The sequence below is a fragment of the Acinetobacter sp. BMW17 genome, assembly GCF_001592855.1.
Classification (GTDB): Bacteria; Pseudomonadota; Gammaproteobacteria; order Pseudomonadales; family Moraxellaceae; genus Acinetobacter; species Acinetobacter johnsonii.
This window is the reverse complement of record NZ_LSOD01000020.1, coordinates 47,595-73,378: the sequence shown is the minus strand read 5'-3', so window position 1 is coordinate 73,378 and position 25,784 is coordinate 47,595. Positions and strand designations below refer to the sequence as shown.

General features: G+C 39.8%; 25 protein-coding genes. 9 read left to right on the top strand and 16 right to left on the bottom strand.

The window, feature by feature from the left end:
• Nucleotides 1-2: 2 nt before the first annotated feature.
• From uppS to rimO, 4 genes are all read right to left on the bottom strand, one after another.
• A complete protein-coding gene (gene uppS, locus AXW61_RS05510) occupies nt 3-755 on the bottom strand; it encodes a polyprenyl diphosphate synthase (RefSeq protein ID WP_062033094.1) in 753 nt (250 codons plus the stop codon).
• Between the two features lie 8 nt (nt 756-763).
• Nucleotides 764-1,318, bottom strand: coding sequence for a ribosome recycling factor (gene frr / locus AXW61_RS05505; RefSeq protein ID WP_010326990.1), 555 nt, complete (start codon nt 1,316-1,318; stop codon nt 764-766).
• 79 nt (nt 1,319-1,397) lie between these two features.
• Nucleotides 1,398-2,126, bottom strand: coding sequence for a UMP kinase (gene pyrH, locus AXW61_RS05500; protein WP_004696558.1), 729 nt, complete (start codon nt 2,124-2,126; stop codon nt 1,398-1,400).
• Between the two features lie 43 nt (nt 2,127-2,169).
• Complete coding sequence (gene rimO / locus AXW61_RS05495) at nt 2,170-3,513, bottom strand: 30S ribosomal protein S12 methylthiotransferase RimO (protein WP_062033091.1); 1,344 nt, start codon at nt 3,511-3,513, stop codon at nt 2,170-2,172.
• 351 nt (nt 3,514-3,864) lie between these two features.
• Between rimO and glnL the strand changes: the two genes are divergently transcribed.
• Both glnL and glnG read left to right on the top strand, forming a co-directional pair.
• Nucleotides 3,865-4,974 (top strand): nitrogen regulation protein NR(II), encoded by a 1,110-nt coding sequence (gene glnL / locus AXW61_RS05490; protein WP_004696555.1) that lies wholly within the window; start codon nt 3,865-3,867, stop codon nt 4,972-4,974.
• A complete protein-coding gene (gene glnG / locus AXW61_RS05485) occupies nt 4,961-6,442 on the top strand; it encodes a nitrogen regulation protein NR(I) (protein ID WP_062033089.1) in 1,482 nt (493 codons plus the stop codon). The genes glnL and glnG overlap by 14 nt, the downstream gene beginning before the upstream one ends.
• Before the next feature lie 60 nt (nt 6,443-6,502).
• Here glnG and AXW61_RS05480 read toward each other — a convergent pair whose 3' ends face one another.
• Nucleotides 6,503-6,829, bottom strand: a complete 327-nt coding sequence (locus AXW61_RS05480) for a hypothetical protein (protein WP_004696551.1) — start codon at nt 6,827-6,829, stop codon at nt 6,503-6,505.
• A gap of 62 nt (nt 6,830-6,891) precedes the next feature.
• Between AXW61_RS05480 and AXW61_RS05475 the strand changes: the two genes are divergently transcribed.
• Both AXW61_RS05475 and AXW61_RS05470 read left to right on the top strand, forming a co-directional pair.
• Nucleotides 6,892-7,332, top strand: a complete 441-nt coding sequence (locus AXW61_RS05475; RefSeq protein WP_062033086.1) for a phosphohydrolase — start codon at nt 6,892-6,894, stop codon at nt 7,330-7,332.
• 102 nt (nt 7,333-7,434) lie between these two features.
• Nucleotides 7,435-8,343 (top strand): LysR family transcriptional regulator, encoded by a 909-nt coding sequence (locus AXW61_RS05470; RefSeq protein WP_004981950.1) that lies wholly within the window; start codon nt 7,435-7,437, stop codon nt 8,341-8,343.
• A 302-nt stretch (nt 8,344-8,645) separates the two neighbouring features.
• Here the strand turns inward: AXW61_RS05470 and map are convergent, their stop codons facing one another.
• Nucleotides 8,646-9,440: a type I methionyl aminopeptidase gene (gene map / locus AXW61_RS05465; RefSeq protein WP_005400725.1), complete on the bottom strand. Its 795-nt coding sequence runs from the start codon at nt 9,438-9,440 to the stop codon at nt 8,646-8,648.
• Between the two features lie 349 nt (nt 9,441-9,789).
• Between map and brnQ the strand changes: the two genes are divergently transcribed.
• A complete protein-coding gene (gene brnQ, locus AXW61_RS05460) occupies nt 9,790-11,076 on the top strand; it encodes a branched-chain amino acid transport system II carrier protein (RefSeq protein WP_062033083.1) in 1,287 nt (428 codons plus the stop codon).
• A 493-nt stretch (nt 11,077-11,569) separates the two neighbouring features.
• Nucleotides 11,570-11,806: a hypothetical protein gene (locus AXW61_RS05455; RefSeq protein ID WP_004696541.1), complete on the top strand. Its 237-nt coding sequence runs from the start codon at nt 11,570-11,572 to the stop codon at nt 11,804-11,806.
• A gap of 69 nt (nt 11,807-11,875) precedes the next feature.
• Here the strand turns inward: AXW61_RS05455 and AXW61_RS05450 are convergent, their stop codons facing one another.
• Nucleotides 11,876-12,334, bottom strand: coding sequence for a hypothetical protein (locus AXW61_RS05450; protein ID WP_062033081.1), 459 nt, complete (start codon nt 12,332-12,334; stop codon nt 11,876-11,878).
• Nucleotides 12,335-12,458: 124 nt separating this feature from the next.
• On the opposite strand from AXW61_RS05450, the gene AXW61_RS05445 reads away from it, so the two are divergent.
• The 3 genes from AXW61_RS05445 (at nt 12,459) to AXW61_RS05435 (ending at nt 15,599) form a co-directional block, all read left to right on the top strand.
• Complete coding sequence (locus AXW61_RS05445; protein ID WP_062033078.1) at nt 12,459-13,316, top strand: alpha/beta fold hydrolase; 858 nt, start codon at nt 12,459-12,461, stop codon at nt 13,314-13,316.
• 216 nt (nt 13,317-13,532) lie between these two features.
• Complete coding sequence (locus AXW61_RS05440; RefSeq protein WP_062033075.1) at nt 13,533-14,897, top strand: amino acid permease; 1,365 nt, start codon at nt 13,533-13,535, stop codon at nt 14,895-14,897.
• 216 nt (nt 14,898-15,113) lie between these two features.
• On the top strand, nt 15,114-15,599 hold the full coding sequence (locus AXW61_RS05435; RefSeq protein WP_062033072.1) for an Lrp/AsnC family transcriptional regulator: 486 nt from the start codon (nt 15,114-15,116) through the stop codon (nt 15,597-15,599).
• Between the two features lie 186 nt (nt 15,600-15,785).
• Here AXW61_RS05435 and gltS read toward each other — a convergent pair whose 3' ends face one another.
• The 9 genes from gltS to AXW61_RS05390 form a co-directional block, all read right to left on the bottom strand.
• On the bottom strand, nt 15,786-17,009 hold the full coding sequence (gene gltS, locus AXW61_RS05430; protein ID WP_062033070.1) for a sodium/glutamate symporter: 1,224 nt from the start codon (nt 17,007-17,009) through the stop codon (nt 15,786-15,788).
• A gap of 203 nt (nt 17,010-17,212) precedes the next feature.
• On the bottom strand, nt 17,213-19,444 hold the full coding sequence (locus AXW61_RS05425) for a TonB-dependent siderophore receptor (protein WP_062033067.1): 2,232 nt from the start codon (nt 19,442-19,444) through the stop codon (nt 17,213-17,215).
• 416 nt (nt 19,445-19,860) lie between these two features.
• Entirely contained in the window at nt 19,861-20,076 is a 216-nt protein-coding gene (locus AXW61_RS05420) for a hypothetical protein (protein WP_010327003.1), read from the bottom strand.
• Nucleotides 20,077-20,204: 128 nt separating this feature from the next.
• Nucleotides 20,205-20,912, bottom strand: coding sequence for a hypothetical protein (locus AXW61_RS05415; RefSeq protein WP_062033064.1), 708 nt, complete (start codon nt 20,910-20,912; stop codon nt 20,205-20,207).
• Between the two features lie 97 nt (nt 20,913-21,009).
• Complete coding sequence (locus AXW61_RS05410) at nt 21,010-23,649, bottom strand: bifunctional aconitate hydratase 2/2-methylisocitrate dehydratase (RefSeq protein WP_062033061.1); 2,640 nt, start codon at nt 23,647-23,649, stop codon at nt 21,010-21,012.
• Nucleotides 23,650-23,943: 294 nt separating this feature from the next.
• Entirely contained in the window at nt 23,944-24,213 is a 270-nt protein-coding gene (locus AXW61_RS05405) for a hypothetical protein (RefSeq protein WP_062033059.1), read from the bottom strand.
• A 120-nt stretch (nt 24,214-24,333) separates the two neighbouring features.
• Entirely contained in the window at nt 24,334-24,693 is a 360-nt protein-coding gene (locus tag AXW61_RS05400) for a hypothetical protein (protein WP_058869841.1), read from the bottom strand.
• A gap of 108 nt (nt 24,694-24,801) precedes the next feature.
• Nucleotides 24,802-25,236 carry an I78 family peptidase inhibitor gene (locus AXW61_RS05395; RefSeq protein ID WP_062033056.1) on the bottom strand — a complete coding sequence of 145 codons (435 nt, stop codon included), beginning with the start codon at nt 25,234-25,236 and terminating at the stop codon, nt 24,802-24,804.
• 143 nt (nt 25,237-25,379) lie between these two features.
• Nucleotides 25,380-25,583 (bottom strand): hypothetical protein, encoded by a 204-nt coding sequence (locus tag AXW61_RS05390; protein WP_010327009.1) that lies wholly within the window; start codon nt 25,581-25,583, stop codon nt 25,380-25,382.
• Between the last annotated feature and the right edge of the window lie 201 nt (nt 25,584-25,784).

Below are 25,784 nucleotides of genomic sequence, written 5' to 3'. Positions count from 1 at the left end.
TATTAGTTCTCAATTTTATCTTGTAGAATTTGTTCCGTCGTTTTCCCGAAACGACGTTCACGCCCACCAAATACAGCTAAGGCGTCATCAAACTCTTCTACACTGAACTCTGGCCAAAGAGTCGGAGTGAAGTAAAGCTCTGCATAAGCTGCTTGCCACAACATAAAGTTCGATAAACGAAAATCCCCACCTGTACGAATCAATAGATCCACAGCGGGTAAATCACTCAAACTTACGTATTGGCCAAAAATATGTTCATCAATTTGCTCAGGATCTAACGCTTGAGATTGAACAACAAGTGCAATCTGCTTAGCCGCATGCGCCATATCCCACATCCCACCGTAACTAATTGCGATGGTCAAAGTCATCTTGTCGAAATTAGCAGTGTCTTGTTCGGCATGCAACATTAAGTCACGCAATTGCGGAGATAATTTAGAACGATCACCAATAAAACGTAAAGACATTTGATATTGATGCATACGAGGCAACTGTTCATGAATCGTGTCTTCCAACAGTTTCATGAGCAAATCAACTTCAGCTTGAGGGCGCTTCCAATTTTCACTCGAAAAAGCAAAAACGGTTAATGCTTGAATATTTTTTTTTCGACAATGCTCTACAATCGGGTCAAGGACATTTTTCCCTTCACGGTGACCATCGCCCTTTTGCATTGCATTTTTTTTGGCAAAACGATTGTTGCCATCCATGATGATGGCAACATGTTTTGGAAGAGTAAGCTTATCTTCTGAATCGGTCATTATACAAATTAGACCTTCAACAACTCAGCTTCTTTATTCGCAAGACGTTTGTCAATTTCAGCAACAAACTTATCTGTGATTTTTTGAATATCATCAGATGCACGACGCTCATCATCTTCAGAAATTTCTTTTTCTTTCAACAATGCTTTGATGTCGCCCAGTACATCACGGCGAATATTACGTACTGCAACTTTTGCATTTTCAGCTTCGTTACGCGCAACTTTTTGCATGTCACGGCGTGTTTCTTCCGTCAATGCAGCCATTGGAACACGAATCGCATCAGCTGTAATTGGGTTTAAGCCCAAATCTGATTCACGGATGGCTTTATCAATTGCTGCAACCATGGTGCGTTCAAATGGCTGAACCAACAATGTACGCGAGTCTTCAACACCCACGTTTGCCACTTGGTTTAATGGCACATCTGAGCCATAGTAAGGAACCATTACCCCGTTTAAGATAGATGGATGCGCACGTCCAGTACGAACCTTGGCAAAACCGTGTTCTAACGAGTCAAGTGACTTGTTCATACGGTCTTCTGCGTCTTTTTTAAGATCGTTAATCATGTGATCTTCCTTACTTAATTCGAAAAGATATAAATTCTAAAATAGTGTGTAGTATAGAGAGCTTTCGAGGTCACGTACATTAGTTCGTTACGTGAGTACCCTCTTTTTCACCCATAACCACTGAAAGCAGTGAACCTGCTTTATTCATATCAAAGACTTGAAGCGGTACATTATGGTCACGGCATAAGCAAATCGCTGTTAAATCCATCACACCCAATTTCTCATCTAACACTTGGTCAAAAGTTAAGGTGTCATATTTAACAGCATCATCATATTTGCTTGGGTCTTTGTTGTAGACACCATCAACTTTCGTTGCTTTTAGGATCAGGTTGGCTTCAATCTCGATACCACGTAAGCATGCTGCTGTATCTGTGGTAAAGAACGGGTTACCTGTACCTGCGACAAACACACAAACTTCACCTTGTGTTAGGTGACGAATCGCATCACGGCTTGAGTATGATTCAACCACAGCACCAATTGGCAAGGCTGACATCAAACGGGTTTTGATATTACGACGTACCAAAGCATCACGTAATGCCAAACCATTCATCACGGTTGCAAGCATACCCATTTGATCACCCGTTACACGACCAACCAAACCATCTTTTTGTAATTGACTACCGCGATATAAGTTACCACCACCCACAACAATCCCGACTTGCACACCCAAACCAACCAAGTGCGCAATGGCCAAAGACATTTGATCAAGTACTTGAGCATCAATACCCATATCTTTATTTCCAGCCAATGCTTCGCCAGAAAGTTTCAGTAAGATGCGTTCAAAACGTGGTTTTTTAGAATCCAACATCGCAATAACTCCAATATCTAAATTTTAAAATTTTATTTGTGTCTTAATTCGATTTAATCGAAATCAATTGTGCATACAGATCATATTCATCTGCATCGGTAATTTCGACTTCTAGCAAATCGCCTGATTTAATCTGGCTTTTATCAATATCTTCCACAAAGACATTGCCATCAATTTCAGGAGCATCTGCGTATGAACGTGCAATCCCAACTGGGAATTCTTCATCCAGTTCATCGACCAGCACCGTCATTTTCTGACCAACACGCTTTTGAAGTTTTGCAGCAGAAATAGTCTGTTGCACTTCCATAAAGCGCTCATAACGCTGTTGCTTAATCTCTTCAGGCACGTGATCTGGCAAGTCGTTTGCTGTCGCACCCTCAACAGGTGAATACGTAAAGCAGCCTACGCGATCAAGTTGTGCTTCTTTCAACCACTCAAGTAAGATTTCAAAATCTTCTTCAGTTTCGCCAGGGAAACCCACAACGAAGGTTGAGCGAATCACCAAGTCAGGACATTTTTCACGCCACAGCTTTAAACGCTCAAGTGTATTTTCACTATGTGCAGGTCGTTTCATTAGTTTTAAAACTTTTGGGCTGGCATGTTGGAATGGAATATCCAAATAAGGCAAAATTTTGCCTTGTGCCATCAAGTCAATCACTGCATCCACATGTGGATATGGATATACATAGTGCAAACGCACCCAAATACCGAGTTGACCTAAGGCCTCACACATGTCATAGAACTTTGTCTTAACAGGTTGACCATTCCAAAAGTCTAATTTGTATTTGGTATCGAGGCCGTAAGCAGAAGTATCTTGGGAGATAACGAGTACTTCTTTTACACCGGCACGTTTAAGCGCAGCCGCTTCTTCTAAAACAGAACCGACTGGGCGAGACACTAAGTCACCACGCATACTTGGAATAATGCAGAAGGTACAACGATGGTTGCATCCTTCTGAGATTTTTAAGTACGCATAATGCTTTGGCGTTAAACGAATCCCTTGTTCTGGAACAAGGTCAATAAATGGGTTGTGTTTTGGTGGCTCAGGCACGTATTGGTGCACGGCTTCCATCACTTCTTGATATGCAGCCGCCCCTGTCACTTTTAAGACATTTGGGTGCATTTGGCGAATTTTGTCTTCGTCTTTACCTAGGCAGCCCGTAACGATTACACGCCCGTTCGCACTCATGGCTTCGCCAATGGCATCTAAAGACTCTTGCACTGCAGATTCAATAAAACCACAGGTATTTACAACAACTAAATCCGCACCATCATAATCTGATGCTACATCATAACCTTCAGTCTTCAACTGAGTTAAAATTCGTTCGGAATCAACCAATGCCTTAGGACAACCTAAAGAAACAAAACCGACTTTGGGGGATTTCATGAATCTGCGCTCCACTAGAATGCGCGTATTGTATGTCTTTTCTGTTTATAAAAACAGATCGATTCCACACTCTTTGTTTAATGCACCAAAATAAAACCAACACTGTAGTAGAATTAACATAACGCACCATTTTAAGTCACTTTCAGTTTACTTGATTTTTAGAATCCGCTATATCTTTAGCTAATCGTTCATTTACAGCGCATTCCGCAAAAAAAGTGTGCTTATTTCACTATACAAAATCAAAGTTGGCGTGCATTTTGCTTTATTTGCATCAATTCAGTCCGCTATTTGGAACGGTTAATGCTTTATCAAGATGCCATTGCGCTATTTTAATACAGGATACATTCGCTAATGGATCACCCTATTTCTATCGACTATCGCCTTTTAGTGGACAATTTGACCACTGCGATTTTATTGGTCGACAGTAAATTAAATATTTTTTACTTAAATTCCTCTTGCGAAGCATTATTTGATATCAGTCTTTTACGTGCCTCTGGTCAACCTGCGCTTAATTTACTCCATGCACCCAATGATGAGTTCAATACAGAAGAAGCACTTCTCAATACCTTAAACTCGGGACAACACTACACCCGCCGTGAAGCCATCATTAAGGTCAACTTTAAAGATATTCATGTTGACTATACCGTGTCACAGCTAAATTCAAATAAACCCTACCATCCTTTGCTTTTAATTGAGATCAATCCGATTGATCGGATGCTCAAAATTTCCAAGGAAGAAAACTTCTTACAACAACATCAGGTTGCACGCCAACTCATTCGCGGTGTTGCACATGAAATTAAAAATCCGCTAGGCGGAATTCGCGGCGCTACACAATTGTTAGCGCGTAGCCTCAATGATCCGCAATACAGCGAGTTCACCGACATTATTATCAGTGAAGTCGATCGCTTACGTAATTTAGCAGACACCATGCTTGGTTCTCGTCAACTCCCAAGTTATGAGTTGGTCAATGTACATGAACCTTTAGAACGTGTTCGCTCACTCATTACCAACCAAACCAAAAAGAAAATTAAGATCACCCGTGATTATGATTTGTCATTACCTGAAGTGATGGCCGATCGTGATCAACTGATACAAGTTATGCTGAACATTAGCGTCAATGCAGTGCAAGCCATGACTGAAAATAAAGAGTTCTTTGTCGACCACCAACCTGAACTAATGTTACGCACCCGTATTCAACGTTTAGTGACCATCAATGGTGTACTGCAACGCTCTGTGGTACGGATTGATATCGAAGACAATGGTCCGGGCGTTCCAGAAGAAATTTTAGAATCCGTGTTTTACCCACTGGTCACGGGTCGTGCTAAAGGCACAGGACTGGGTTTAAGTATTGCGCAAAATATTATGCATCAACATAACGGAATGATTGAATGCCAATCTGTTCCCGGAAAAACAACTTTTAGCTTATATATACCTTGGGAGTTAAACCATGTCGCGAAATAAAATATGGGTAATTGATGACGATCGCGCCATGCGCTGGGTGCTGGAAAAAACGTTCAAAGAAGAAGGTTTTGACGTCACAAGTTTTGAAGAAGCTCAATCTGCTTTAGACCAACTCAGTTTAGATGCACCCGATGTGATCTTGACCGATATTCGTATGCCCGGCATAGATGGCTTAACTTTTTTAGCGAAAGTTAAAGCCAACTATCCTGATCTACCTGTCATTATTATGACGGCTCACTCTGACCTAGAGTCTGCTGTTTCAAGTTATCAAACAGGCGCATTTGAGTATTTACCCAAGCCTTTTGATATTGATGAAGCCTTAGCTTTAGTGAATCGTGCGATTTTGCACATCACCAAAATGCAGCAGCAAGAATCGGCAAAAACGGTACCACCGATTCAATCGACCGAAATCATTGGCGAGTCTCCTGCTATGCAGGAAGTCTTCCGCGCGATTGGTCGTTTGTCTCAATCACACATTACAGTGTTAATTAATGGTGAATCTGGTACAGGTAAAGAGTTAGTTGCGCATGCGCTACACCGCCACTCACCACGGAGCAGCAAACCTTTTATTGCACTCAACATGGCCGCGATTCCCAAAGACCTAATTGAAACAGAGCTTTTTGGTCATGAGAAAGGTGCATTTACTGGCGCCAATACCCAGCGCCAAGGTCGCTTTGAACAGGCCAATGGTGGAACGCTGTTTTTAGATGAAATTGGCGATATGCCTTTTGAAACACAAACGCGTTTACTGCGTGTCTTGGCTGATGGCGAGTTTTACCGTGTTGGTGGGCATATCCCAGTAAAAGTAGATGTACGTATTGTCGCGGCAACGCACCAAGACTTAGAAAAATTGGTACATGATGGTCGTTTCCGTGAAGACTTATATCACCGTCTGAACGTGATTCGCATTCACATTCCAAAACTGGCGCATCGTAGCGAAGACATCCCAATGTTAGCGCAACACTTCTTGGCACGTGCAGGCAAAGAATTAGGTGTAAGCCCTAAAATCCTTCGTCCTGAAACGCAAGAATATATGCAACAGCTGCCTTGGCAAGGAAACGTACGTCAGCTCGAGAACACTTGCCGCTGGTTAACGGTCATGATTACAGGACGTGAAGTTTATCCTGAAGACTTACCATCAGAGCTGAAGCAAATTCCAATTACCCGCTCAGGTGAAGATGCGCAAGCCGCGCAAAACTTAGATCGGATTGCAGTCCACCATTGGGATGAGTTGTTGGGTCAATGGGCTGTGCAAAAGCTGAAAAACGGCGAGATGAAAATTCTCGATATCGCAACCCCAATGTTCGAACGCACATTGATCATTGCTGCGCTGCAACAAACCCGTGGCCGTAAACGGCATGCGGCTGAGTTACTCGGTTGGGGGCGCAACACCCTTACGCGTAAACTCAAAGAACTAGGTATGGATACCGCAGATGATGAAAGTGAAGAAGAAGTTTTAGAAAACTAAAAGTAGATTTTTCCTCATAACCAACCCAAAATAAAAGCGCCACAATGGCGCTTTTATTTATTAAGCCGTAAAACCTAAATAGCGTGAATAGCCTTCAACACCAAGTGGTGCTTTTAACATGATAAATTTTGGGTAACTGGCTTGAGTTAACTCTTCAAACATAATCACTTGATCATCATGTGCATGGAGATCATCAACACTGCGCTGCATGGTCGCTTCAAATTCATCTGTGATATATTCAAAACCAATGTCCATCGCAATAAATAAGGTATGCTCACAAGGCTGAACGTATTGTTCCTGAGACCAATCAATTACCTGTTGTTGGCAGTGTGGACACGCTACGGGATCTGTCGCTTCACAGTCTAGTGGGATCAATTGATAAGTCATAATTTAGCTTTTAAACAAAGATGCTGCGAAGTTTAGCATAGGATAAAGTACCTAGAATAATCATGTCGACTTTAGAAAAAGCCATTGCACTGGCTGCAACCCAACATGCTGGCCAACTCGATAAGGGCGGACAACCTTACATCTTGCATCCACTTCGCCTCATGTTGCAATTTTCCAATCCCACCCTACAAATCATTGCGGTGTTGCATGACATTTTGGAAGACACCGCAACGACTGCTGAAGACTTAAAAGCGCTTGGCTTTAGTGCCGAGATTATTCAAGCCATACAAGCACTGACCAAACAAACTGGTGAATCACGTTTGGAAGCGGCTAAGCGCACTGTATTAAACCCTCTTGCAACCCAAGTAAAATATGTCGATGTACTCGATAATATGAACCTTACGCGCATAAACAATCCAACAGCACACGACTTTGCACGACTTGAAGAATATAAAGTGGTGCTTGAAATACTCAAACAAGCGAAAACTCAGCGAAACCCTTAAAATAGCTGAGTATTTTCAATTAAATCTCTACAATTTCAAAATTGACAAACTGCAACGATCACTTTTTAATTAAGCCTATCGTTGCACAAATGGACATGGTGAATGTTAAGCGATTTAGATGATTTTTATTGTTTTGCTCAAGTGGTTGAACATGGTGGTTTTAGCGCAGCCGAACGCGCAACAGATATTCCTAAATCCAAGCTCAGTCGACGCGTGTATAACCTCGAAGAACGATTGGGTGTACGCCTAATTCAACGCAGCTCTCGACACTTCGCAGTGACCGATATTGGCATGAACATTTACCGTCATGCGCAAGTGATGATGAATGCTGCACAAGCCGCACACGACTTGGTCGATCATCTCAGTTTACAACCGCGTGGTGTCATTAAACTCAGCTTGCCTGTATCGATTGCACAAAACGAAATTGCACGTATTTTACCGAGCTTCTTAAAAACCTATCCCGAAATTAAAGTACAAATGATGGTGACCAATCGCCGTGTGGATATTATCAACGAAGGTTTTGATATCGCGCTGCGGGTTCGCTCCAATCTAGACGATGATCCAAGTTTGGTAATTCGTAAATTTGAAAATATCGAGCAGCATTTATTTGCCAGCCAAGCTTACTTAAATGAATTTGGCGAACTGAAACAACCTGAAGATTTAAGCCAACATCATATACTGAGTATGGTTGATGAGCATTTAGATCAACATATCATCGTGCATAATGATGCACAGCAACAAAAAAAAATACGCGTCAACCCTGTGGTGATGGGCTCTGATTTGAGTATGTTGGCTCAACTGGTCCGTAAAAACTGCGGCATTGCCTTACTTCCAGATAGCATCGTACAAGATATGGTGAAAAGTGGTGAGCTGGTTCGTGTCCTGCCCGACTGGAAAGCACCACACGGTATTTTTCATGCGGTGTATCCTTCACGCCGTGGTTTACTGCCTGCTGTCCGTGTGTTTATTGACTATTTAATTGAACACCTTAGCTCAAATAAATCACTTTAAACCCTACACATGCTCAATGACATTGAGCCAATCCATGTGGCAAAAAAAAGAGCTTAACCGAGGTGGATAAGCTCATAAACTTTCAAAATAAGAAACTACAGCGAGTATCTTGGAAACAATTTTAGTGACAAAATGAAGTCTAGACCAATAGCTTGCATGTATAAGTTTTAATCAGATAATATCAAAAATACGATAACTAAAGGGGTTCAGAAATATCAGTGATTGCTTTTAAGACTTAATTTAGCTTTTAAGTCACAAAGCTAGACCAAAGTCTAAAATTTAATCAACGACAAAACATCAACTTAAATTTCTGGATAACTGCCCGTACCTTCAGGCCAAGGTGATAGTAACTCAAAACCGGTTTCAGTCACGAGTACCATATGCTCCCACTGCGCAGTTAAAGACTTATCTGCAGTCACGACTGTCCAACCGTCCTTGAGCTCTTTGACATGCGCTTTGCCCATATTAATCATCGGCTCAATCGTAAACACCATGCCCGCTTTAAGCTGCATCCCCTTACCTGGTTGACCATAGTGCAATACGCTTGGCTGTTCGTGATAAACCTTGCCGATACCATGACCACAATACTCGCGTACCACACTATAACCTTCACGGTGCGCAACAGTTTGAATGGCATAACCAATATCACCAAGCGTTGCACCTTGCTTCACAGCATGAATACCTGCAACCATCGCCTCATAAGTCGTATCGACTAGCTTTTTGGCTTCCGGTTTCACTGTACCCACATAGTACATACGACTGGTATCACCAAAGTAGCCATCTTTAATAATCGCCACATCAATATTAATAATATCGCCATCTTTGAGTACAACATTCGGCGATGGAATACCGTGACAGACCACTTCATTTGGAGAAATACAGGTGGTTTTGGTATAGCCATGATAACCAATATTGGCAGGCGTCACTTTTAAGGTATTTACAATGAAGTCATGACAAATATCATCCAGATATTCAGTCGTGACACCCGGCTTTACATGCTCACCAATCATCGCTAAAACTTCGGCAGCCAAACGACCAGATATACGAAGTTTTTCTACATCTTGTTCAGTTTTTATGCTCACATTTAAGCCACGCATTGAAATATCCTCAATTATGAAGTCGCAAGTATAGACCTTTTCTCAATATTTTTGTTCAAACTTAAATCTTAGGGTAGCCTCCAACAACCAGCCTTTAAAAAATTTGTGTAATTTTAAAGCATTTGCACTACAACTTTTAATTTAGGAAAAATAGCGCCTCAAGCTTTTAATATTTATATTTTTGTATTTTAAAATGGATAATCAATCACATATATCAACCTATTTTTTACAAGTTGATATATTCACTTTTCATCTTATAAAAAAATTTAATACCACCCATGAAATAAATTAGCCAAAAAAACACATATGCACTAAAATCTTCCCCTTTGTTCAACTCGATCTCCCTTTTATGACAAGTCTGCGTACTCGGGATATTGTTGCTTTGGGTTTTATGACTTTCGCACTCTTCATTGGTGCGGGCAACATTATCTTTCCACCGATTGTGGCTCAACAAGCGGGTGAGCATGTATGGCTAGCAGCTTTTGGTTTCTTAATCACTGCTGTAGGCTTACCTGTAATCACCATTATTGCGCTGTCACGTGTCGAAGGTTCGATTCAAATTTTAAGTTCACCTTTGGGTAAAATAGCCAGTCTCATTTTAACCATTACGTGTTACCTAACTGTCGGACCACTCTTTGCGACACCACGTACTGCAACCGTTTCTTATGAAATTGGTTTTTCATCTTATCTTGGAACATCAAGCAGCAGCTTGCTGATCTACAGTGCAATCTACTTTAGTGTAGTCACCCTCATTTCACTGTATCCAAACAAGATTTTAGATACGGTTGGCTATGTACTCTCGCCACTAAAGATTTTATCTTTGACCATCCTTGGCATTGCGGCGATGATGATTCCAACGGGTTTCGTTCCGCCAGCCATCAATAATTATATCGACAGCCCTGTTTCTGAAGGTTTTGTAAATGGTTACTTGACCATGGACACTTTAGGTGCTTTGGTTTTTGGTATTGTCATTATTCAAGCAATTCGTTCACGCGGTGTCAGCAACCCTAAACTGATTACACGTTATGCGGTTATTGCAAGTATTATTTCTGGTATTGGTTTAACTGTAGTTTACCTCAGCTTATTTAAACTTGGCCTTGGAAGCCATGAAGTCGCAGCAAATGCGAGCAATGGTGCAGTGATCCTGCATGCATATGTTCAACATGCATTTGGTGACTCAGGTTCTATCTTCCTTTCTGCCATGATTTTTATTGCGTGTATGGTTACTGCGATTGGCCTGACCTGTGCGTGTGCTGAATATTTCAGTTCAATCACTAAAATTGGCTATAAAGTTTGGGTCTTCATTCTGATTGGTTTCTCTTTCATTATTTCCAACTTAGGTTTAACCAAACTCATCGCCTTTTCTGTGCCTGTTTTAAGTGCAATTTATCCACCTGCAATTGTAGTGATTATGCTGAGCTTTGGCTGGAAATTCTTTAATCATCCTCGCCGAGTGATCGCACCTGTTACCGCAGTGTCTTTGGTCTTTGGTATTCTAGATGGTTTAAAAGTTGCGAACTTTGAACTGCCTTATGCGCTGACTCACTTACCTCTTGCAGAACAAAACCTTGCATGGCTTATCCCATCATTGGTGGTTTTTGTAATTGCTGTTGTAATCGACAAAGTGAAAAAGTAAGCAAAAACTGATGTTGTTAAAGTCTGGTTTTACCCAAACCTGATTTTAAGCATGATCAATATTTGTTACATTTTATCCAAATGGACACATATTGTTTCATTTCTTTCTACATCAGTTTTTATACATACTGACACATTTCATATACACCGCTAAAGTCGTATATCAACACCTTCATATCTCTTATAAATTTAATATTAGAAAATAAAAAATTCTTTAAAGCCTGTCCTAGCAAGCCATTCATGGCATCAATATTGCTTTATACAATCTATGTATAAGCTTACATGCATCATTTATTTGTCACCTTATACGGTAACGAAATACTATTTATTCACTAAAAAAATGCTACACACATATTTTCTGATTGGTATAGCATAATTTCTCTGAAAAATAGTTGTTTTTGCTCTTGATCAACGCAAGTTTTAGCAGTACAACATTAAGAACTAATCCGACTAAACACATTGGTTTTTAGTCAAAAACTCAAGGAGGGATGGAGATGTTATCATTACATTTCAACAAGCAAGTCTTCATTAACGCTCTGAAGGCAAACAAGAATATGGTGACGTATTTAAGTACCACCATTGCCCTAATGGTCATTATGATCATGCATGGCTTAATTCAAGGTAACCTTAAAGCTGAATATTTTGCTTATGCTATCGTCGTATCATTTGCCTTTTATTTATGGGCAGTCGTCGATCAAAAATTCCGAAAGGCCACACAGTCAATTGACTAGCAAACAGGTGGATGATTAGTCATCCACCTTTGTAACAGTATAAAAATTAAAAAAAACTATAAGAACAACTTAAAATAAACCTAAAAACATTCCCCACAACAAGCCCAACGTCGCTACAATTTCCCCCACAACCAATGCCATCATTGCCATCTGCATGATTGATTTGGGTAAAGTCCATTTGCCTAAAACATGTGGACTACGAAATTGGTTATTGGTGTCTTGCAATAGCCCATGCACAATATAGCTCAGTATCGAAAAGCTAAAAAAGAATAAATTAATTCCCACAAACAGCATATTCACAGGTTCAGGCCAGACTGAAATTGCGGCCATTACCGCAATAATTAAACTTGCAGGTGCATATAGCAAACTGCTGCGGTGTGCGATATCAACATAATAGTGCGCGCGAAACTGTGGTGAATGGCGAATTTGTGCATATTTCCATACCCCTGTCAGCATTCCAACAAACAGAAAAATCCCACTAAACAAAAGTGCAAATTTTACCGACATATCTAATTCAACAAACTGCATGTGTTTTCCTTTTTTATTTTCACCCTATTCTATACAGATCTACTTGACTTCAAAGTCATAGATTAGACAAGTTTCTTTTTGGAACTTAGGTAGAGTAGAAAAAAAATTCAATGCTTAACCTATTATGCAAAATTACGAAACTTTAGCTATTACCTGCTCTGACCATTATTCACTCAGTGGGCGCTTTTATGCAGCCCAAGGTACACAACAAGCCCTACCTGTTTTAATCTGCCCTGCCACAGGTATTACCCAGCAGTTTTACCACCATTTTGCATCATGGCTTGCAGAACAAGGCTATGCCGTTTTGGTTTTTGATTTTCGCGGCATTGGTGAGTCTCTGCATGAACCACTTAAAAAGTCGAAAGCCAGCATCGTGCAATGGGGGCAATTGGATATCCCAGCGGCAATTGAGGTGTTATTGAATAAGACCCAAGCGACACAAGTGATTTTGCTCGGTCATAGTGCAGGTGGGCAACTTTTAGGTATTAACCCAAACTATGAAAAAGTCGCAAAAGTTGTTGCTGTTGCAGGATCAACAGGTCACGTAAAAGATTTGAAAGGTCGTACTAAACTTCTGGCTCCTGTGATGTTTAAACTGATCTTTCCTATTGCACGTTATACCTTAGGTTACGGACCGACCAATGCCATTGGCATGGGCGAAAACCTACCCAAAGATGTGGCACGTGATTGGGCACAGTTTTGCAGCAAACCTGGTTATGTAATTAATGCCTTAGGCAAAACAGTACAAGATGATTTCCACCGTGATATTCGCTGTCCAATCACAGCCATTTGGGCCTCGGATGATGAAATTGCTACGCAACTGAATGTCAAAGGCTTACTCAGCCTTTACCCAAATGCACAAACAGATCAAATTGAACTCAAACCACAGGCATATGGTCACAAAGCCATTGGTCATATGGCGATGTTTAAGCGTTCCCATCAAAACATATGGCCTGAAATTGCAGCACAGCTTTCATCTTAAAGCAGTACATATCAAGCCAAGCCTGTCGCCAGCTCAAGCAGCACTTGCTTGACTGGCTTTATTTTCACCGCAAAATTGCAGCTTTCAGATAAAAACCAACGCTATTGATAAATTTAATTTCATTAATCAATAAATAAATATTATATTTCCACCACGAATTTTTATTAAGTCATAGTTCATGTGATGTCTATCGCATGTGCTAGAGATGGATGAATCATGTCTGCACAACAGCAACCCCAGCTTAAGCATGGGCTGAGCAACCGCCATATTCAGCTGATTGCTTTAGGCGGCTCTATTGGTACAGGCCTATTTTTAGGCATTTCGCAAACCATTAAACTGGCTGGCCCTTCCGTTATTTTAGGCTACGCACTGGCGGGCTTAATTGCATTTTTCATGATGCGCCAGTTGGGTGAAATGGTGGTTGAAGAACCAGTGAGTGGCTCTTTTAGTTATTTTGCCTATAAATTTTGGAGCCCTTTTGCCGGCTTTATGTCGGGCTGGAATTATTGGGTACTCAATGTCTTGGTCTGTATGGCGGAACTCAGTGCCATAGGCCTCTATGTCCAATATTGGTGGCCTGAAATTCCCACATGGATCTCAGCGCTTGGTTTCTTTGTACTGATCAATGCCATCAACCTGCTGCATGTCAAAGTCTTTGGTGAAACAGAATTTTTATTCTCCATGATTAAAATTCTCGCAATCATTGGCATGATTGGATATGGCGCTTGGTTACTGGCAAGTGGTCACGGTGGTGCACATGCTTCTATTTCAAACCTCTGGGCTCTAGGCGGTTTCTTTCCCAACGGGATTTCCGGCTTAATCATGGCGATGGCCATCATTATGTTTTCCTTTGGCGGGATTGAACTCGTTGGTATTGCTGCTGCGGAAACCAAAAATCCGACCACAACTATCCCTAAAGCAGTCAATCAAATTGTCTATCGTGTGTTGCTGTTTTACGTGCTTACGATCATTGTTCTGCTCTCATTGTTTCCCTGGAATCAAATCGCAGAAGGCGGTAGTACTTTTGTTTTGATTTTTGACTCCTTAGGTAGTCAAGGCGTTGCAACTGTGCTGAATTTTGTGGTCTTAACCGCAGCTATATCGGTGTATAACGGTACCAGCTATGGCACGAGTCGTATGCTGCTAGGTCTGGCAGAACAAGGCAATGCCCCACAGTTTTTAAAGAAAATTAACCACCGTGGCATCCCTTATGCAGCCATTTTATGCTCTGCATTGGTAACCTTACTGTGTGTTGTATTGAATTATATCTTCCCAGAAAAAGCCTTTAAACTGCTAATGAGCCTTGTAGTTTCAGCCATTGTGATTAACTGGATGATGTTGGCGTTGACCCATTTAAAATTCAAGCAACGTATGCTGGCATTGCAAAAATCAACCTTGTTTCCAACTTTGATTTACCCTATCAGCAACTATATCTGTATTGTATTTATGCTTGGTATTTTAGTGGTGATGTGGCTCACACCTGATATGCGAATTGCAGTAATGCTGATTCCACTTTGGATTGGCTGCTTAACTCTAACTTACTGGTTTAAACAAAGATCAAAAACGCAAAAAATACAATAAATAAGTCAGCAAACAGCGCCAATAAAAGGCACCCTTCCCTTTAAGGGCGCTGTCTGCAAATCAAAGCCAATTTCCCAAATGACTTTGATTGAATCACCTTATTGTAGTCATGACCAATGCAGAGTGTTTCTCTTTTATTTGCTTATTTTGAGTATTTATTGAGAAATATTTTCACATAAAATAGTTTATAAAGAAAATTATACGCAGGAATACGTTATGAATGATGCTCACTACGTTTTAGATAAAATTGACCGCCGTATTTTGTCTGAACTTCGCCAAGATGGCCGTCTGACCGTTACCCAGTTGGCTGAGAAAGTTGGGCTGTCCTCTTCTCCTTGCTGGACACGTGTAAAACGCCTAGAAAATCTCAATATCATTGAAGGCTATACAGCGAAGATTAATTCAAAAGCCATTGGGATTAATGAGCTGTTTTTTATTGAAATTACACTTGAACGCCATGATGATGAAATCTTAGAACAGTTTAGTGAAGCACTAGCTTACATGTCGGAAGTGGTTGAAGCACATTTAGTAACTGGCGATTACGACTATTTACTCAAAGTTGCAGTGAAAAATGCAGAACACTATGAGCGCTTTTTGCGTAAAAACTTATACTCAATGAAAGGTGTACGTCATACACGCTCAATTTTTGCCTTACGTCCTTTGAAACTCGAAAATAAATCTGACCTCATTATGATTGAGTGATTGCTGCAAATATTGTGTAAATATGGTTTAATACACGCAGTATGAGATGAGCCTCTTACAGTATGTGCCTTAGATGTGCATACGACTAGCCCCTAACCATGGGGCTTTTTAATGTCTATAAGTTTTAAAATACTGATATTTTATAGTGCACATCATTCAAATACAAAATGGTAGTCAATAAAAATATTAACCCAAAATACCAATTGAGAGCTGAATCACAAAAGCATTCAGAATATCGACAAAGAATGCGCCCGTCAGCGGAATGATCAAAAAGGCTTTATGGGATGGTCCGTAAGTATTGGTTACCGCTTGAATATTGGCAATTGCTGTCGGTGTCGCGCCTAAGTTGACGCCACATTGGCCTGCACAGAGTACCGCAGCATCATAGTTCTTACCCATCACACGGAAAGTCACAAAGTACAAATAAAGTGCTAAGAACAATGTTTGAACAATCAAGATAATCACCAGTGGACCAGCCAAATCTGCCAACAACCAAAGCTGTAAGGACATCAATGCCATGGCTAAAAACAGTGCCAGTGAAGCATTGCCAAATACATCGATACAGCGGTCAAAAACCTGAACTCTCAACCCATGCTCTAAAATATTACGTAAAACCACACCACACATCAGTGCCCAAACAAAACTTGGTAGCTCAAACCACTGCCCTTTAGCTACCGCTGTCATGAAGTATGCAAAGCTGATGCAAATGGCAAACATCCCCATGGTTTTGACCGCATCATCTGCCGTAATTAGACGCGTTTTTTCAGGAAATTCAAATGGCGCCGTTTGTGCTGAAGGTGGCGCTTCATTACGCCCTGTTGCAGCTGGAATTTCTTCAGCCAACTGGTAGCGACGTATCAGAAATTTAGCGATAGGTCCACCTATTACCCCACCAATAATTAAACCAAATGTTGCACTTGCCATACCCAATACAATCGCACCATGCACACCATGTTCTTGTTCAAATATCGTGCCCCATGCACCTGCTGTTCCATGACCACCTGTGAGTGTGACCGAACCGGTAATTAAACCAATCAGCGGGTCTAGACCTAAAACTTTGGCAAGACTAATACCAACCACATTTTGCAACAGGACAAATACAATGACGCAGACTAAAAATATAAGCAGCGACTTCCCACCTTCTTTGAGCTTAACTAAGCTTGCACTTAACCCCACAGAGGTGAAGAACATCAGCATAAAAATTTGCTGAATATTGGTATCAAAGTTGACAGTTATGTTTGAACTTTTAAATAAGATATAAGTGATAACCGCTGCAACCAACCCACCCGCAACTGGTTCGGGAATGTTATATTTTTTTAAAATACTGACTTTATTCACAAATACATAACCGACCAATAGCACAGCAACTGCTGCAACAATGGTCATAAATGCATCGAATTGATAGTTCATGAGATATCCAATGATGCTTATTGCATTAATTCTAAAACAGATAAGTCAGTGATGAACAGGCTAAAGTTTCTCAATGTACAATTTCTATGCTTTAGATTACATGATGTTTTAAAACTGAACTCAGTATTTTAAAAATACATAATCTTAAAAAACAAAAAGACCTAATTGGGTCTTTTTATTTTTATAGCAACATAACTTTAAAATTAAAATTTATAATGAAAGCTTAATGTTGCATTTCTTGGTTCACCCCAAATCATTGAATCTGAGCCTATTCCATCATAATATTTTTTATCAAATAAATTATTTACATTGAGTTGTGTACTAAAATTTGGATCAAACTTATAACCCAGCATTGCATTTGCAAGATACAAATCACCTCTGTCCACACGCGTCGCACCTGTGCCTTTATAAATTTTACTAAAATAATTTAGGCCAGCACCGGCATACCATGCTTCATTTTTATATTTAACAAATAAGTCTGCCGTAGTCCGAGAACTGGTAGAGTTATAATCAACACCTTTAGCATCCTTAGCATCAAAATTAGCAACACCAAAGCTAAGCCCCCAATTCTGATTAAGCTCACCATCAATGTTGAGTTCAACACCTTTACTGGTTACACCTTCAGCCGCAAAATAAGCATTTTCTGGGGTATCAGCCCCGTTGCTATCTTTAACTTTTACTTCTTTTCCATTTGAATCATACAATTGCTCTGCAACATTATCTTGCTCAATTCGGAAGATAGATAAGGCGGCATTTAGCTTTCCATCCAAATATTCACCTTTCAAACCCATTTCATAGCTTTTACCATCAATAGGATCAAGGTAATTACCACTTACATCTTTTCTGTTTTGTGGTTTAAAAATACTGGTATAGCTCACGTATGCTGAATAATCTCGCGCAACGTCATAAATAAGGCCAAAGTAAGGTGTAATCTCATTTTTAAACTCTCTATTCCCTTTACCATCTGCTGCTTCGTATTCCCAATTTGAAACACGAACACCTGCAACTGCTTTTAATGGATCTAAAATATGGAATTTACCTGAAATGTAACCTGCCGTTTGAACCGTGTTATTGAGTACACCTTTTTGATTTTTTTCTATAGGTACAACAATTTGGGTATTCATATCGTTAAAGTTTAATGCATCTACATTTAATACATTCCCACCCGTATAATAAGAACCACCAAAATTATTTTTCTTTAGTTCAGATTTATTCCATGCCCCTCCAATAACAATCTCTTGCTCACGGCCGGCAAGTGTGAAAGGTGCTGCGATATAAACATCGACATTATTTTCATCGGTACGTTGATCATCTGCATAAACAGAAACATTATACTTTTTGGTAGTCTCATTATAGACAAGAAGTTTATTTGTTTCTTTATTCACTTGCCCTGTTGTGTACAACAAGTTTGAAGATGAATCTTCTTGCCTGTATAAATATGAAACGTTTAAGCTTACATCATTAAACAAAGTATGCTTTAAGTCAGCAAAAAGCATAGTCGTTTTTGCGTCCCAGTACGTCCAGTCAGAACTAACTGTTAGTGATCGATCAAAATTAGTTCTAGTACCATCGGTATAAAATGCGGGTAAGCCTCCCCAACGCACACCATCGCGATTCAACTCTTGATAAGATGCAGCGAAAGATAATAATGTTTTATCGCTAATATCATAATCAATTGCACCATAAACAATATTTCGCTCTTTCTCATAAAAATCCATAAATGAATCTTCATCAGAATGTTTTACAAAAACGCGTCCACGAAGTGAACCATCACTATTTAAAGGTGCAGATAGATCTGCCGAACTTGAATAACTATTCCATGAACCTGCCGATGCGCTTACTGATCCAGAAAATTCCCTTGAATTTGCATGCTTACGGATTAAGTTAATACCCATTGCTGGACTTCCCGCTCCAGTCATTAAACCATTAGCACCCTTTACAACTTCAACACGATCATAAATGCTTAAATCTAGGTCAGCTGCCACTAAGTTTGCGGTCGTTGGCTTGCCATCGATAAGGAAATAATCCACATCAAAACCGCGTGCATAAGGTCGTTGACGTTCATCAGTACGCGGAGTAGATACACCTGTAATATTACTCATCAAATCTTGGAAGGACTCAATGTTACGGTCATCTAAATATTCACGGGTATAGACTTTGACTGTTTGTGGGGTTTCACGTAGGGATAAATTTAACTTGGTTGCGGTATTTGTGCTACTCGTCGTATAGCTGCCTGTATTTTCGGTGACTGCTGTTTTATCTTGGGCTGTAAGGGTAATGGTCGCCAACTGTGCATTTGGCTGAGACGTTGCATTCGCCTCATCCTCTTCCACGGTGTTTGCATGAGTCGTCGACAGCATGGCAGTTGAAGACAGGAAAATGATTTGCATCGCCAAATAGAGTGGCTTTTGCGTAGACAACGGACGTTTAAACATATCAGGACATTCACAGCTAATGAGAAAAAATAAGACAATGAATTGATAATTTTAAAGTGCGCACATGCCTACTATGCTTAAGTAAAACAAGCACCTTTGTAGCATCACAAGTACTAAGATTCGTAAAATCCTTTTCGAACATCTCAGTGGTTTGAGTCATTACATATCAATCCATTTCGAAAAATTATAAACAAAAAATAACGCAAGTGATACTAATTATCATTAGCAAATACATCTTTAATTTAGATTTAAGATATTTGTATTGCCGATATACGTTCCTTTTCACAGAAAAACTGAGTGAAAAACAAACAATCGCTATTTATAATGCTCTAATTTTTTATAATTATAAATATAGCAACAAAAAAATAGACCAAGTGTATCTTGGTCTATTTTTAGCTCATGGTCTTGTCGATGACTTACTCAATGTCATACACCCAGTTTTTGGCTTGTTGGTCTGTTGTCGTTTCACACACATAGTAATCTTGATCCCACGAGTCTTGATGGAAAATTTCCATTTTTCGGTAGGTCACTTGTTTACCATTTTCCACACAGACAAAACTGTCACCTTGGTCTTTGACTTGAGTTCCATTAAGGAAACCACCAATACAGAGGAATCGGGACTGTTTAGCCATTACTACATCAACTTTTTTAAATCATTTAACAATTCACGGATTAAACGATTTATTAGATGGAGTGTAAAGCTAAAGTTAATAGATTCCATAAACTCAAATTTCTGGATACTAATACTTTAGGAATAATTCTAACCAAGCTTTTCATTACTTAAAGTCTGATATGTCATCCCAAATGAAGGATTATATTTGAGTGCTTCATCTAACTCCAACATAGGAATATTCACAACCTTTCTATGTTTTTTCCCGAAAGAATCTACTATACAAATTTTTATTTTAGTTTTGTGATTCTTTACTACAGGCGACATTGCACCCCAACTCTCAGCCTGTTCGAAATATACAATTCCATTTGTACCCTTACCTACTTCTATAAACTTTTCTACTTTATTAGGAGCAAGATTATTTAGTTGAGTTAAAAATGGATAAACTTTTACTCTATCACCAATTTTACATTGAAAATCATCCAAAGCAATCGTTTGATTATTTATCCAAAACCATCCCAAGCGATACTTAACCCAATTAAAGCTAAATGGAATAATATTCCATTTATACGCAATATGTATTTTTTCAATACTAGATGGCAAGTTACCAACATTTTTAAGATTTAGATAAAGAACTACAGCTGTAATATGAGCTTCATATCCATGAAAGATCCGGCCAGTCTTAAAAGTACAGGCAAATGTAGGCCCTTCAATCGTATCAATTAAAAATTTAGGCTTATTATTTAAATATTTTATAATCCAACCAAAAAAGGCAATTATCAACCCAAATAAAAATATAAGTAAAGCCAATACACCTTGATTTGCATTTAGATAAACAGGGTCTATATATTTTTCCATTTATACCTTTTCATTATAATTTAGATTATTTTCATAAAAATAAGGGCTGATTACTCAGCCCTTATTTTTAACTCATTTAACCTTAATTTTCAATAAATTAAGTCAATTGAGCAGCAGCAATTTTCTTGGTATCGACATTCGCAGCAGCGTCAGTATAGTCGCCCATTTTGTCGAAGCTTAAGTATTGGTAGATGTCAGCAGACATGCTATCAATTTGAGCTGCATACTGTTGGTATTCTTCTGGAGTTGGTAATTTACCAAGTACAGCAGCAACAGATGCAAGTTCAGCAGACGCTAAGTAAACGTTAGCGCCTTGACCTAAACGGTTCGGGAAGTTACGTGTAGAAGTCGATACACAAGTAGTGTTCGGCGCTACACGTGCTTGGTTACCCATACATAATGAACAACCTGGCATTTCAGTACGCGCGCCAGCTTTACCATAAGTATTGTAGAAACCTTCTTCCATCAATTGACGTTCGTCCATACGCGTAGGCGGAGCAATCCACAAACGAGTTGAAAGTACACCACCAGGAACTTTCTCTAACAACTTACCAGTTGCACGGAAGTGACCGATGTTTGTCATACATGAACCAACGAATACTTCGTCAATTTTCACGCCTTGAACGTCAGAAAGCAATTTCGCATCATCTGGGTCATTCGGGCAGCAAAGAACAGGTTCAGTAATTGTAGCAAGGTCAATTTCATACACTTTCGTGTATTCAGCGTCAGCATCAGCTTTAAGAAGTGATGGGTTCGCTAACCATTTTTCCATGTTCTCTACACGACGAGCCATAGTACGTGCATCGCCATAACCTTCAGAAATCATCCACTTCAACATTGTGATGTTTGATTTGAGGTATTCAGCAACTTTCTCTTCAGAAAGCGTGATCGAACAACCCGCAGCAGAACGTTCAGCAGAAGCATCAGAAAGTTCGAATGCTTGCTCAACAGTCAGGTCAGTTTCCATTTCTGTCAAGTCGATCTCAAGGATACGACCAGAGAAAATGTTTTTCTTACCTTTCTTCTCTACAGTTAGGTCGCCTTCCTTAATTGCGTAGTAAGGAATTGCATGTACTAGGTCACGTAGCGTGATACCAGGCTGCATTTTACCTTTGAACTTCACAAGTACAGATTCAGGCATATCAAGTGGCATAACACCAGTTGCTGCAGCGAACGCTACCAGACCAGAACCCGCCGGAAAAGAAATACCGATTGGGAAACGAGTATGCGAGTCACCACCAGTACCAACAGTATCTGGAAGAAGCATACGGTTTAACCAAGAGTGGATAATACCGTCACCTGGGCGTAGAGACACACCACCACGGTTCATGATGAAATCAGGAAGCGAGTGTTGCATTTGAACGTCAACTGGTTTTGGATACGCAGCGGTGTGACAGAAAGATTGCATAACTAGGTCAGCAGAGAAACCTAGGCAAGCCAAGTCTTTCAATTCGTCACGAGTCATTGGACCAGTGGTATCTTGCGAACCCACAGTCGTCATCTTAGGTTCACAGTAAGTACCTGGAAGTACGCCTTGACCTTCAGGAAGACCACATGCGCGACCAACCATTTTCTGTGCTTGAGTGAAACCTTTGCCAGTAGCAGCAGGTTGAACTGGAGTACGGAATAAAGTCGATGGAGCAAGACCTAAAGCTTCACGCGCTTTAGTCGTCAAACCACGACCAACGATTAAGTTGATACGACCACCCGCACGTACTTCGTCTAGAAGCACTGGAGTTTTAAGTTCAGCTTCAGCAATGACTACGCCGTCTTTAGTTGCAGTGACTTTTGCAGCAGCATGATCAATGTTAAGAACGATTTCGTCGCCCATGTTCATGTTTGCAACATCAATTTCGATTGGCAATGCGCCAGCATCTTCCATTGTGTTGAAGAAAATCGGAGCGATTTTAGAACCTAAGCAGTAACCACCGTCTTTTTTGTTCGGGATGTGAGCAATTTCGTCACCGAAGAACCAAAGTACAGAGTTAGTTGCTGATTTACGGCTTGAACCAGTACCAACAACGTCACCGACGTAAGCAACTTGGTTGCCTTTCGCGATCAAGTCTTTGATTTGGTTTAATGGACCAACTTCACCAGGAACTTCTGGGTTGATACCGTCACGTACGTTTTTCAACATTGCATTTGCGTGCAATGGAATGTCTGGGCGGCTCCATGCGTCTTGTGCAGGTGACAAGTCGTCAGTGTTGGTTTCGCCAGTGACTTTGAAAACAGTCAGTTTGATTTCAGTCGGAACGTCTTTACGAGTCGTGAACCATTCAGCGTCAGCCCAAGATTGCATAACCGCTTGTGCATTCGCGTTACCCGCTTTTGCTTTGTCTGCAACGTCATGGAACGCATCAAATACAAGAAGCGTTTTCTTAAGCGCTTCAGCAGCTAATTCAGCAAGTGCAGCATCGTCAAGAAGAGCAACTAAAGGAGCAACGTTATAACCACCAAGCATAGTGCCTAGTAAGTAAACCGCACGTTCTTTAGAAACTAATGGTGAAGTCGCCTCGCCTTTAGCCAAAGCAGCTAAGAATGCAGCTTTAACATATGCAGCTTGGTCAACACCCGCTGGAACACGGTTTTCTAGTAAATCAACTAAAAATGCTTCTTCGCCAGCTGGTGGGTTTTTTAATAATTCAACTAATGCAGCTGTTTGAGCATCGTCAAGTGGCTTCGGTGGGACTCCGAGTGCGGCACGTTCTTCAACGTGTTGGCGGTAAGCTTCTAGCACGGTGTTATTCCTCTTTTTTAAAAAATTATTTACGTATTCCTGCTTTAAATAAAGCTACGTAAATAATATGGACTGCTTAATTTTACTAAAATTCCAGTTAAAAGTTAATGCGCTACAAGTGTTTCTTCGTGATGCCCATTATTTTCTAACTAAATGATGTTCATATTGATTGCACATAAAAACGGCAATATAGTCAGATCGTTTAGACTTTTTTCACATTAACTTTGAACTGCCATTTAAAAACAAAAAAGGCAACCTATGTTGCCTTTTTTTACGCAATATAAATATTCAACCTTAGTGTACTGTTGTGGCTTGAATATATTGTTTGAAACTTTCACGACAGCCTTCGAATTTCATCTGAATTTCATCATCATGCAAATTTTGATGTGCAGAACTTGCAAAAGAAATTTGTACTAAAATACGTGTGGGTTCGTGGTCAAGTGCGTGTTTGAAATATACATGGTCACCCAAACTGAGAACATAATGACCACCGCCAATTACGGCCACACCATTTTCATCTTCCAAGAGTAAATCAGCGTGATTTAAATAGCCAACAACTTCCATTTTCTGCTCCTCTCTTTTTTATTCTATGTTCATTATTCTTTATTTTTATATACTTTGCTATATATATGATTTAGAGTTTTGTCACAAAAAGTTCCACATGAAAAATAAAAAAACCGTTCCTTAGAACGGTTTGTAATCTGGCATTTCGGTATGCGGTGTTGCGATACATTTTTCAGTATATTTCACACGAATCTTTTCACGCGCACCTTCAATATCGGACTTAATCTCAGCCTCAGGTAAAGCATAAACATCTTCAATAATTTCTAACGCAAATGCTTTGGTCATTTCGTCTTCAACTTTATTGGCATGCTCAATCGCTTTATCTTTTTCAATGGCATTTTGACGGTCTAACATAATTGAACGTGCTGCATTACCAATACTTTTACAATAGCCATGCCATTGCTCTTCTGGTGTTAACGGTTTTTTTTCAGCACAACCCACCAGTGCAATCACAGCAGCCAAAGCGAATAACTTTTTCATTACAACTCTCCTATTCGCCCTATCATAATCAAACTTTTTCAAATGAAGAACCATTACCCACTTTAAATAAAATAAAAGCCCAAATTCGGACTTTTATTCTTAGAACAATTAACCGCAGCTTGCTTGAACTACTTTATTGGTTTTCGGATCAACTGTTACTGTCACACGGTCTTCGCGATAATCCATAGTCACAGGCTGCCCCGGTTGTACTAAGCGTACCATCTTCGCACTGGTTTTTTGCTTAATCTGCGCTTCAGTTAAGTTTGACTGACCAATCAAAGCTGTCGCTTGCTCAGCAGCACATTTGCTTTGACTAGCACGGAAAAGCGCCCATTCTTCAATGACTTGACCATTCGGCAAATGGCAATAGCCTACTTCACCATTGGCCTCTTTTCGAATCTCTAATTTACCACCCTGTTCAACACAGTACGTACTAGCAGGATTAGCCATACCTAAAGTTGGCTTTTCAGTTTCATTCTTTTGCGCAGTACTACAACCGGAAATAGCAGCAACCATTAATCCAAGCATTACGATTTTTTTCATAAAAAATATTTCTTTAAATAAAAGATCAACATAGCAAATATGTTTAAAAAAAACTGTGCGAGTTTTGCAAAATTTAAGATTGCATAAAAAGCCCATCATTTGACGGACTTTTTATTTTGAAAAGCTAGATTTTCAGGTCATTTTTAATTGACTGAGTGAATATCAAGCTCTTCATTTTTCGCTAAAACTACAGATGCTAAAATTGGAGTACCTAAAATGAACGGCATGGCAAAGATCCAAAAGACCACGGTATAGTGCGGATCAAAGAAAAACTGAATAGCAAGCGCCACTAAAATTAAAACTGAAAATAAAATCGCTGCAAAGCGTATTACAAAATTGATCGGCATAGGGATCATCACTCTAAATTTAGCAAGTCCATTTACTATACACCTACTTTCATTATGGTTTAATTGATTTTAAGTATCTAGTGTCTGTTATTCATAGGTTTTCTTCATCTATCAAATAAAGAATTTTATCAAATGACGAATTAAGCTTTTTTAACACCTAAAAATAAAGCCTACATGATGTAGGCTTTATTTAGCAGAAAA